This window comes from Mycobacterium sp. (genome assembly GCF_025965855.1).
Classification (GTDB): domain Bacteria; phylum Actinomycetota; class Actinomycetes; order Mycobacteriales; family Mycobacteriaceae; genus Mycobacterium.
Genome location: NZ_JAOPWB010000270.1, coordinates 1 through 10,888 on the forward strand (window position 1 = coordinate 1; position 10,888 = coordinate 10,888).

The 10,888-nt window shown below is 66.8% G+C and carries 10 protein-coding genes and 2 pseudogenes; 7 read left to right on the forward strand and 5 right to left on the reverse strand.

All coding sequences use genetic code 11. The features are described from left to right. The 4 genes from JWP83_RS22795 to JWP83_RS22810 all read right to left on the reverse strand — a co-directional run. Positions 1–1,265: Rieske 2Fe-2S domain-containing protein (locus tag JWP83_RS22795; protein WP_297735191.1), on the reverse strand; the 1,265-nt coding region annotated here is incomplete at its 3' end. Then, positions 1,262–1,702, reverse strand: coding sequence for an OB-fold domain-containing protein (locus JWP83_RS22800; protein ID WP_297735194.1), 441 nt, complete (start codon positions 1,700–1,702; stop codon positions 1,262–1,264). The genes JWP83_RS22800 and JWP83_RS22795, both read right to left, overlap by 4 nt. Then, complete coding sequence (locus JWP83_RS22805; protein ID WP_297735197.1) at positions 1,699–2,853, reverse strand: thiolase family protein; 1,155 nt, start codon at positions 2,851–2,853, stop codon at positions 1,699–1,701. Before JWP83_RS22805 ends, JWP83_RS22800 begins: the two co-directional genes overlap by 4 nt. Beyond that, entirely contained in the window at positions 2,850–3,095 is a 246-nt protein-coding gene (locus JWP83_RS22810; protein WP_297735201.1) for a hypothetical protein, read from the reverse strand. Before JWP83_RS22810 ends, JWP83_RS22805 begins: the two co-directional genes overlap by 4 nt. 197 nt (positions 3,096–3,292) lie before the next feature. Here JWP83_RS22810 and JWP83_RS22815 point away from each other — a divergent pair, with 197 nt between their 5' ends. The 7 genes and pseudogenes from JWP83_RS22815 to JWP83_RS22845 all read left to right on the forward strand — a co-directional run bounded on the left by JWP83_RS22815 (position 3,293) and on the right by JWP83_RS22845 (position 10,723). Continuing rightward, positions 3,293–4,228, forward strand: coding sequence for an alpha/beta hydrolase (locus tag JWP83_RS22815; protein WP_297735204.1), 936 nt, complete (start codon positions 3,293–3,295; stop codon positions 4,226–4,228). Further along, on the forward strand, positions 4,225–5,046 hold the full coding sequence (gene hpaH / locus JWP83_RS22820; protein WP_297735207.1) for a 2-oxo-hept-4-ene-1,7-dioate hydratase: 822 nt from the start codon (positions 4,225–4,227) through the stop codon (positions 5,044–5,046). The genes JWP83_RS22815 and hpaH overlap by 4 nt, the downstream gene beginning before the upstream one ends. After that, positions 5,043–5,807 (forward strand): aldolase/citrate lyase family protein, encoded by a 765-nt coding sequence (locus tag JWP83_RS22825; protein ID WP_297735210.1) that lies wholly within the window; start codon positions 5,043–5,045, stop codon positions 5,805–5,807. The genes hpaH and JWP83_RS22825 overlap by 4 nt, the downstream gene beginning before the upstream one ends. A gap of 45 nt (positions 5,808–5,852) precedes the next feature. After that, the gene (locus JWP83_RS22830; protein ID WP_297735213.1) at positions 5,853–7,025 is read left to right on the forward strand and encodes an acyl-CoA dehydrogenase family protein; all 1,173 of its coding nucleotides are present in this window, start codon (positions 5,853–5,855) and stop codon (positions 7,023–7,025) included. Between the two features lie 19 nt (positions 7,026–7,044). Next, the gene (locus JWP83_RS22835) at positions 7,045–8,067 is read left to right on the forward strand and encodes an acyl-CoA dehydrogenase family protein (RefSeq protein WP_297735217.1); all 1,023 of its coding nucleotides are present in this window, start codon (positions 7,045–7,047) and stop codon (positions 8,065–8,067) included. Then, positions 8,064–9,224 carry an acetyl-CoA acetyltransferase gene (locus tag JWP83_RS22840; RefSeq protein WP_297735220.1) on the forward strand — a complete coding sequence of 387 codons (1,161 nt, stop codon included), beginning with the start codon at positions 8,064–8,066 and terminating at the stop codon, positions 9,222–9,224. Before JWP83_RS22835 ends, JWP83_RS22840 begins: the two co-directional genes overlap by 4 nt. Beyond that, positions 9,225–10,723, forward strand: a pseudogene (locus tag JWP83_RS22845) (class I adenylate-forming enzyme family protein). 19 nt (positions 10,724–10,742) lie between these two features. Here the strand turns inward: JWP83_RS22845 and JWP83_RS22855 are convergent. Beyond that, a pseudogene (locus JWP83_RS22855) lies at positions 10,743–10,888 on the reverse strand (PaaI family thioesterase); the annotation flags it as partial.

Genomic DNA, 10,888 nt, shown 5'->3' on the forward strand with positions numbered 1-10,888 from the left:
GCCCAGTGTGAGTAGAACCCGCGCTGCGGAGTCTCGGCGCTCTTGTCCCGGTTGATGATTCCAGTCGTGACGTCGACATCGCTTTCTATGCCGCGGGCCAGCATCAGCCACTCGGGCAGTTCGGCGGCGAGGCCGGCCTGGTTGCGCATGCCGATCTCTCCATCGTCGGCGATCAAGAATCCCGCCGGACCCATCGCCCCCTCGGAACGACGCAGTGTGCGCTCGTTCAACGCATCGTGACCGGGTATCAATACCGCGGTGGTGTAGGCGATGGTGCGGTCGGGTGCCTGCGGCTCGACGAACATGACGTTCATCTCGGCCAGGAAAAGGTTGGGCCAGATCAAGGTGTGTGGTGGGCCCACCACAAGTGCGTCATGCGCCTGCTCGGGACCGTACGCACCCTCTAGTGCGTCGACATAGTCGGCGAGCTTGGCCCGCGGGATCCGGCCGTACCAGACGAATTCCTCATCGAGTTTCCGGTATTCGTCGCTGTAGTCGATCTCCGAATGGCCGTTGCCGAGGTCGCGAACCAGCACGTCGACCTTGGTCGGGACGTGCGACACCTTGGCGGGCTTGATCGCCTCGTACACCGAGGCATGCGTGAACAGCGCGTGGTAGCCGTCGACGTTGTTTTCCACCACCATCTTCCAGTTGGCGTGGTGCAAGTGCTTCATCCAGTTGGCCCGCAGGTCGATCTTGCGGGTGGGGGACAGGTTCAGCAGGCGGTCGATGGCGCGCGTTGACTTGCCAAGATGCTCGCGTAACGAGATGCCCTCTGGCGCCAGTGACGCGAAGACGAATCCGCCGTAGCTGTCCACCCGGGGCGCCTGGGCAAGGCCAAGTTCGGAGCGCACCTTGTTGAACGCCTCGCCGTATCCTTCACGCATCGGAACACCCTGCAGCGCACCGGTGTTGCTGAACGTCCATCCGTGATACGGGCACCGGAACGAGTTGGCGTTGCCCTTCTCGGCGTTGCACAGCTTGTTGGCACGGTGGGTGCAGCGGTTGAGCACCACGCGAACCACGCCATCCTTACCGCGCACAACGACGACCGGGTCGTGGCCGATCGTCCGGGTGAGATAGTCACCCGGCTCGCTGACCTCGCTCTCGTGGGCGACGTAGACCCATCCGGTCTTGAAGATTGTGTCCATTTCGCGGCGGAAGATCTCGGCGGACGTATACACCGTTCCGTGCACGCGGTCGCTGCGTACGACGGTCCCGACGTCGAAGTCTTCCGTCGCAGGGGCGGATTCAAGGGTCGTCACTGGTCCTCCAGGATGTCGATGGCCGGGATGGCGACTTCGCCGAGGCGGCGGAAACCGATGCGCACCGCTGTGCCGATGGGCGGGGCGGTGTCCGCGGGTTGCACGGTGGTCATGACGATCCGGTGTCCGCTCGTCAGCTCGACGTCGACGATGGGGTAGGGCGCCAGACCGTGCACCAGGCCGGGCTCGCGCCGGTGCATGAGCGTCGCAGCGTGTACGGTTCCGCGCGGATCGACTGTGCACCAAGCGCGTTCGGCGTTCCCGCAGTCGTCGCAGACTTCTTGGTCGAGCTCGAGTGGCAGGGCGCACGCCGCGCAGAACGGCATCGCCAGCTCGTTGCGTGAGGCCGCCCGGTACAGCGGCGCCAACATGTCGTCGTCGGCGGTGGGTGCCAGCGCGCTGTCCAGCAGCCAGTCCTCGACCGCGGTGGCGGTCATGCGGCGCGCTCCAGCACCAGCGCGGCGTGGTGGTCCAACCGGCCGCCGATACCGCCGACGAGCGCCACCGCGGCCCCGGGAACCTGACGTTGCCCGCCGGTGCCGCGCAGCTGAATCATCGCCTCTGCCAACGGCGTCATGCCCTGCAGGTAGAAACCGGACAGCTGGCCACCGCCGGTGTTGGTCGGCAGCGTGCCGCCCGGCCCGGTGTGGCCGTCGCGCACGAATGCACCCGCGGGAACGTCACCGGTGAGCCGGTATTCGTCGAGCAGCGCCAGGGTAACGATCGAGAACGGGTCGTACAGTTCGGCGACGTGCAGGTCCGATCGGACCATGCCGGCCTGTTCGAGCGCGTCCTGCACCGCGCGCCCACCGCCGCCGAACCACGACTCGGCTCCCGCGCGACGGCGCCGCACCGGATGCTCGCGCCCGGTGCCGCGAACCCGCAATCGGGTGCCGCCGACCGAGGGCCGCCCGGTGAGCACGACCGCGACCGCGCCGTTCACCGGTCGAGCGCAGTCCAGCAGCCGAAGCGGTTCGGCGATCATCGGGGAAGAGTCATAGTCGGCGTCATCGAGCGGCTCTCGGTTGACCGCGTCGGGATTGCCGCGCGCCCAACCCCTCGCCGTGGTGGCCACGGAGCGCAGCGCGTCGGTACCGGTGCCGGTGACGTGCAACCAGCGCTGGGTCAGCAGCGCATACGTCGGCACCGAGCCAAGCAGCCCCGAGGCCCGCTCCAGCCCGCGCACCCCGACGTTGCCGCCGCTGCGCGCGTAGGTCGAGCCTGCGCCCTGGCCGGCTGTCAGCGGCGCGTCGGCGAATACGCACAGTACAGTCGCCGCCTCACCGGTGACGATCGCGTGGCGTGCGCGCTGGATCATGGCGATGGTCGTGGCGCCCTTGATCTCGACGTGCTCCAAAAGGCGCAGATCCGAGAAGCCGGCCGCGGCGGCGAAGCCGACGCCCAGCCGTTCCGGCCGGACGCCCTGCGACGAGCCGACCAGGATGGCGTCGATGTCAGCACGCTCGAGTCCCGCATCGGCCAGCGCGGCGCCGCTCGCCTTGACGGCCAATTCAAGCGGCGTCGCGCCCGGCCGCAGCGACATCGCGGTCATGCCCAGACCGATCAGGTCGGCGCCGGCGGTGCTCATGGTCGCTCCGTTGTCCGGCGTTCGCCGCGGTAATTACCCACCCTCACCCACTCCTCGCGGTCTTCGGGGGTGGCCAAGGTGAAGCTGGCCAGCTCCAACGGACACAAGAAGACCTGCTCGCCGCCCTCAAGGTCCTCGACGAGCAGGCGGGGGCCGTTGCCGTTGACGTCCAGCGACAACCGCACGGCCGCAAACTCGTTGACCAGTTCGGCGAGGACGCGGCGTCCGGCCGGAGTGTTCACCTGCCCAGTATTACCGCATACAAGTGTCAGAATCAATGGAAGGAGAGGGAAAGGCCGCTGCCGTATCGCACGTAGGCCGAGTGGTGTGAGCCGTTCTCCACATGGGAACATGAGGCTTGTGCGACGATGGGAAACGCGCAAGGCGACATCAGTACTAGATGACAGCTGTGTCAGATATGAAGATGCGAGAAGGTGAGATGAGCCAAGCACAAGCACCGGCTACCGAGGCTGTCGGGCCAGTGGGTGTCACCCAGTTGGACACGGAGAATTACCGCAGCATCTGGATGTATCTGAAGGAGCTCGAGTTCCGGCAGGGGTTCGTCGACATCGGAGTCAATGGAGTGCCCGTCCGTACCCGTTATGCCGAGGCGGGCGGGCCGGACAAGCCGCACGCCATCCTGCTGCACGGCACCGGCGGTCACTGGGAGACGTTCGCGCCCAACCTCGCCGCACTGTCGCAGCACTTCCATTGCGTGGCGATCGACATGGTCGGCAACGGGTTCTCCGACAAGCCGGACTACGACTACGAGATCGCGGTTTACGTCGAACATGTGCTGGGGGTGATGGACCACTTCGGCATGGCGTCAGCCAACTTCATCGCCATGTCGCTGGGGGCGTTCGTCGCGTCGGCGATGTCCGTCGGTCACCCCGACCGGGTAGCCAAGGTGATCCTGATGTCGCCGGCCGGACGGGAGGCGTCGGCGTCGAACATGGCGCGCATTCGCGCCGAACGAACCAAGGCGGTCAACGAGCCGACGTGGGAATCGTTGCACGCCGTATTCGCTCACCTGATCGCCGACGAAGCCAATCGCCTGCCCGATCTCATCGGCCTACGCCAGGCCGTCTATCGGCGCGAGGACACCCGAAACACCATCGACCGGCTGCTGATCCTGCAGGACGAGAAGGTGCGCCACCGCAACCTGATTCCCGACGACAAGTGGCGCGGCATCGAGGCGCCGGTGATGATTGTGGCCTCGGGCAAGGATCACGGTGTGTATCAAGACACCGCGCGCACCATCGCCGACCTGATCCCGAACTCGGAGGTGTTCGAGATGCCCTCGGTGCGGCACTGGCCGCATTTCGAGGATCCCGAGGCTTTCAACGCCGCAGCGATCGAGTTTCTCACGAGATGAGCAGACCCGCCGAGGACGAGCTCGCGGACATTGCCCGGCGACTGTATGAGGCCGAGCAGACGCGCACGCCGATCCGGCAATTGTCGCTCGAGTATCCCGACATGACCATCGAGGACGCCTACGCGGTGCAGCGGGCGCTCGTCGCCCTCAAGGTCGCCGACGGCCGGGAGGTCAAGGGCCGCAAGATCGGCCTGACCTCGAAGGTGATGCAGCGCGCGGTATCGATCGACGAACCGGATTACGGTGCACTGTTCGACGACATGTTCATCGAGGATGGCGGCCGCATACCGCTGGGCCGTTACATTCGTCCGCGCGTCGAGGTCGAGTTGGCGTTCGTGTTGGGCGAGCAGCTGTCCGGCCCGGGCGTCACGTTGTTCGACGTGTTGCGGGCCACCGAGTTCGTCACTCCTGCGCTCGAGATCCTCGACGCCAGGGTGCAGATGTCGGACCCCGAGACCGGCCATCTGCGCACCATCGTCGACACCATCGCCGACAATGCCGCGGACGCCGGTCTGGTCCTGGGCGGGCGGGTGTTCCGTCCGTTGGACGTCGACCTGCGCTGGGTGGCGGCCGTGCTGCTGCGCAACGGCACGATCGAGGAGTCCGGGGTGGCCGCCGCGGTGCTCAACCATCCCGGCAACGGCGTGGCGTGGCTGGCCAATCGACTTGCTCCGCACGGGGTTTCACTGAAACGCGGCGAGGTAATCCTGTCCGGATCGTTCACCAAGCCGGTGTTCGCCGAACCGGGGGACAGCTTTGTCGCCGACTACGGTCCACTGGGCACGGTGTCGGTGACCTTCGATTCGGGGGCGTCGTGACGAATCGGTGGACGCAGCGCATCAGCGACGGTGACCCGCGGATCGGCATGTGGGTGGCCTCGGGCAGTGGCTACGTCACCGAGATCTGTGCGGGGTCTGGGATCGACTGGCTGCTGCTGGACCAGGAGCACGCGCCCAACGATCTGCGCACCACGCTCGAACAACTGCAGGTGTTGGCGGGCTACCCGGACGTCGACGTGCTGGTGCGCCCTCCGTCGGCCGATCCCGTGGTCATCAAGCAACTGCTCGACATCGGCGCGCAGAACATCATCGTTCCGATGATCGATGGCCCCGGTGAAGCAGTCGCGGCGGTTGCCGCCACTCGTTACCCGCCCGAGGGCATCCGCGGGGTCGGCAGCGCGTTGGCCCGGGCATCGCGTTGGAATCGCATTTCTGACTATCTCGTCACCGCTGACGCAACGGTGTCATTGACCGTCCAAGTGGAGAGTGTGGCCGGTCTGGCGCAGCTGGGAGATATCGCCGACGTCGACGGGGTGGACGCCGTCTTCATCGGACCGGCCGACCTGGCAGCCTCGATGGGCAAACTTGGGCAGCCGGAGCACCCAGACATCGTGAGCACTGTAGAGACCGCGTTGGCGACCATCGTGGAGCACGGTAAGTACGCCGGCGTGAATGCGTTCAGCGAGTCGCTGGCGCGCCGCTACATGAGTGCCGGTGCGAGCTTCGTGCTCGTAGGAGCCGACGTGGCACTGCTGGCCCGCGGTGCAGAAAAACTGGCCGCTACCTATCGCAGCCGATGATTGATGCATTGTTTCTGACTATCGTGTCACCTAGACTTCCGGATCATGGATCTCGACTTCACGCCTGACCAACTCGAGTTCCGCGACCAGGTCCGCACATGGCTGGACGAGAACAAGCCGGCCGAACCGCGCCCGCGCGACGACGCAGGTATCCGCGAATACGACCTCGCCTGGCAACGCACTCAGGCCGAAGGCGGCTGGGCCGGCATCGCCTGGCCCACTGAGTACGGCGGCAAGGGGCTGACGCTGCTTCAGCAGCTGATCTGGTACGAGGAGTACGCCGCGCGGGGGTTCCCCGGCATCGACGCGTGCTTCGTCGGTAACTCGCACGCCGGGCCGACCCTGATCACCAGGGCCACCGACGAACAGAAGTCGTTCCACTTGCCGAAAATCCTTGGCGGTGAGGTTATTTGGTGTCAGGGCTTCTCTGAGCCCGACGCCGGATCGGATCTGGCGGCGTTGCGCACCAAGGCGGTCATCGACGGCGAGCACCTGGTGGTGTCGGGGCAGAAGCTGTGGACCAGCTTCGCCACCGTCGCCGACTACCAGGAACTGCTGGTGCGCACCGACAACACCGGCGGCAAGCACAAGGGCATCACCTGGGTGATCTGTGACATGAGCACGCCGGGCATCGACGTCCGCCCGATCGAGACCATCGAGGGTGGCTCGGAATTTTGCGAAGTGTTCTACGACGACGTCCGCATCCCGCTGAGCAACGTGGTCGGCGACGTCGGCGAAGGCTGGTCGGTCGCGATGGCGACGCTGTCCTTCGAGCGCGGAACTGCGTTCACCGCCAACCAGGTCCGGTTGGCCAAGATCATCGAGGACCTCATCGATTACGCGCGCGACCACGTCGGCCCGGACGGGCGCAGGCCCGCCATCGCCGACGACGAGATCGCGCGGCGGCTGGCCCGGGCGCGGGCCTCGGTGGCGTCGTTGCGGGCGCTCACCTACACCAACATCTGCGAGGCGATGAAGGCCGAGACGCCCGGCCCGCGGGGTTCGATTGTCAAATTGATGTACGCCGAACTGGCCAAGGAGATCGGCAAATTGGCGATGGATGTTGTCGGTCCGGCCTCGGTCCGGCATTCATCGCGGTGGGACGTCGACGGTTGGGTCGGTTATTACTACTACAGCTTCTCCCAAGCCATCGGCGGCGGGACCTCGGAGGTTCAGCGCAACATCGTCGGCGAACGCGTGCTGGGGCTGCCCAGATGAGCACGGTGAGGAGACGGTCATGAACCTGCTGCCCGGAACTGAGCAACTCGAAATCATCACGGCAGCAGGCGAGTTCCTCGCCGATCGGATGCCCGTCGAACGGATCCGCGCCAATCGCCATGCGGAAGCGCCGATTCCCGAGTCGCTGTGGAGAGAATGCGCCGAGTTGGGCCTGCTCACGCTCGGACTCGACGAGGAGTCCGGCGGGTCAGGCCGGCCCTTGGACGACGAGGCACTGCTGTTCGTCGAACTCGGCAAGCGCCTCGCGCCAGGGCCGTTCCTGGCATGCACATTGGGTGCCCGGGTGGCTGCCCGGTGCGGCGATGACGCGCTGGCGCAGCGGATCGGCTCGGGGGCTGCTTCGGTGGCCCTCGCGGTACTGCGTGGCGATGGCGACGTGCGCCCCGTCAAAGGGACTTTCGATCTGTTCGAACCGGCGGGCACCTCGCACGCCCTGCTGGTGGCCCGTAGTGGCGCCGCTCTGGTCGACATCGATTCCTTCGGCCCGCTGGCACCCTTGACCGCCGCAGACCCTGGCACCCGGATATCCACGGCCACGGTCGAATCCGCCGAACCCGTGCACTGGTTGCCCGTCGAGGACGAATGGATCTGGGGGCGCGCCATGGTGCTCGCGGCGGGCTATCTCACCGGCTTGGCCGCGGCCGCGGCAGCGTCGGCGACCGAACACGCCAAGACTCGCGAGCAGTTCGGCAAACCGATCGGCGTGCACCAAGCGATCAAGCACGCGTGCGTCAACATGGAGATCGCTGCCGAGGCCGCACAGGCGCAGACATTCTTCGCTGCGATCGCGGTGGCGGGCGGACGCGCCGACGCACTGCTGCAGGTGCTGTCGGCCGTCACGGTGGCCGGTTCTGCGGCCATCGACAATGCCGCCGCAGGCATCCACGTATTCGGCGGGATGGGATACACATTCGAGAACGACATGCACCTGTATCTGAAGCGCGCGCACGTGTTTCGGCACTTGTTCGGTGAGCCCACCGACGTGTTGGCCGAGCTGCTGGCCCAGGACCGCGCCCAGTGAGTGGCGCCGCTGGGGCCGCTGCCATCGCGGGCGTCGCCCTGTCCGACGTCGGCCGGGTCGATGACAAGGGACCCTACGAGCTGATCGCCCAGGCCAGCCGCCGCGCCCTGGCGGACGCCGGTCTGACGCCCGATGACGTCGACGGGTTGGCCTCCACCGGTCAGGGCACACTGCCCCCGGTCGATGTCGGCGAGTATCTCGGGCTGCGGCCACGGTGGATCGACTCCACCGCGGTCGGGGGAGCGTCGTGGGAGGTGATGGCCGCCCATGCGGCCGATGCGATCGCCACCGGACACGCAGACGTGGTGCTGCTGACCTACGGCTCGACCGCCCGTTCGGATCTTCGAAAGGGATTGCGGGGAGCCAACATCAATTGGGGCGCTCGTGGGCCACTGCAGTGGGAAGCGCCGTATGGCCACACCCTGATTTCCAAGTACGCCATGGCCGCGCGGCGGCACATGTTCACCTACGGCACCACGATCGAGCAGCTGGGCGAGGTCGCCGTGTCCGCACGGTTCAACGCGGCCGACAATCCCGAGGCCTACTACCGCGATCCGATCACCATCGACGAGGTGCTCGCCGGCCCGATGATCGCTGACCCGTTCACCAAGCTGCACTGCTGCATTCGCAGTGATGGTGGGGCCGCGGCCGTCCTCGTCAGTGCGGAACGCGCGAAGGATCTGCGGAGTAAGCCGGTGTGGGTGCTCGGCTCGGGCGAGACCACCTCGCACATGCTGACCTCCCAGTGGGACGACCTCACCGTCGGGCCGGCCGCGGTGAGCGGGCCGCTGGCCTTCGCCCGCGCCGGTATCTCCCCGTCCGACGTCGATGTCGCCGAAATCTACGACGCGTTCACCTACATGTTGCTGCTCACCATCGAAGACCTCGGCTTCTGCCCGAAGGGGGAGGGCGGCGGATTCGTCGAGAAAGGCTCGCTGCGGCTGGGCGGCGAACTCCCCACGAACACCGACGGCGGTGGACTGTCGGCATGCCATCCGGGTCAACGGGGGTTGTTCCTGCTGGTGGAGGCGGCCCGTCAGCTACGCGGCGAATGCGGACCCCGACAGGTGCCGGACGCCCGGATCGCCTGCGTCAGCGGCACCGGCGGCTGGTTCTGCTCCAGCGGCACAATGATTCTGGGCGCCGAGGAGCCATAGGTGATCCGGGCACCGCTGAGCGCCGATGTCGCCGACACCCGGGCGATATTAGATGCGGCGGCCGCCGCTCACGGGGACGTCGACGCGTACGTCGAGCCGGGGGCGCGAATCACGTTCGCGGAGTGGATCGGCCGGGCCCGTGGCGTGGCTACCCAGTTCGCCGACCTCGGCGTCGGTAAGGGAGACGTGGTCGCGCTGTGGCTGCCGTCGGGCATCGACTACGCGACGTGTTACGCCGCCGCGGCGATGATCGGTGCGATCACCACCGGGCTGAACCCGCGGCTCGGCCGCCGCGAGCTCGAATCGATTCTGCAGCAAGCGGATCCCGCGTTGATCGTCGCCGACGAGCATCTCGGTGCGCTACCCGACACCGGGCATCGGCTGCTGTCACGAGACGCGCTGTGCAGTGACACGTCGCGCTCGGAGCCACCCTCGGTGGAGCTGACCCGCCGGGACCTGGTTGCGTTGATCTTCACCAGCGGCACGACGGGTACGCCGAAGGGCGCGGTCTTCGATGCAGACCGACTGGCTGCGGGCGCGGCAGCATCAGGTGTCATGAGCGCGCCCTACGACCGGCGCCTTACGTCGACGCCGTTTTCACACGCGGCTATATGTTCAAGCTCTGGGATCAGTTGGTGTGGGGCAGCACGCTGGTGGTGCCGCCGACACCGTGGTCGGCCCAGGGCATGCTCGACGTGCTCCGCGACGAGCGGGTCACCGTGGCGGGCGCGGTGCCGACCCAGTGGGCCAAGCTGCTCGATGTCGATGGAGTGAGCCCGCAGGCGTTGCCGCACTTGCGGATCGGGGTCGTGGCTACGGCACCGGCACCGCCCGAACTGGTAGGACGGGTCGCCGAGGGCATCGGGGTCCCGCTGGTCGTGCGGTACGCGATGACCGAGTGCCCGACCATCAGCGGCACCGAACCGAACGACGCCCCCGAGATTCAGTTCCGCAGCGTGGGACGGCCTGCCGCGGGAATGGACGTACGCATCGGATCCGACGGCGGTGTCGAGGTGAGCGGTCCGTGCGTGATGCGGGGCTACTGGCGCAACCCGGAACTCACCGCAGAGGTGCTGCACGACGGTTGGTTGCGTACCGGCGATATCGGCGTGCTCGGTGACGACGGCAACCTCACCCTCGTCGGACGCCGCGGCGACATGTACATCCGGGGTGGCTATAACGTCCATCCCGGCGAGGTGGAGCGGGCGCTTTCCGGTCACGCCGCGGTGAAACAGGCTGCCGTAGTGGGGCGCTCGGCCCCGGTGATCGGAGAGATCGGCGTCGCGTGTGTCGTGCCGGCTGACGCCGCCAGGCCACCGACGCTGGCCGAGTTGCGAACTCACGTGGCGGACGAACTGGCCGATTACAAGGCGCCCGACGAACTCCTCATCGTCGATGAGCTGCCACTGACAGTGATGCTCAAGCCGGACCGACTTGCCCTGCGCGCGCTGATCACGTTGCACGACAGCGATATTCAACGTCGGCGACCGACAGGCTGATGTTTGTGGCGGCGTTGACTCATGGCTGATCCGGGCGTAGCTCGATGAACAGGCCCTCAGCTTCGGCGCACAGCGTGTCGCCATGGGTGAGTTGAGCGCGAAGGATCCGTTTGCGCCCTTGCTCGCTGACGAACCACGCCCGTATCGCGAGTTCCTCGCCGACGG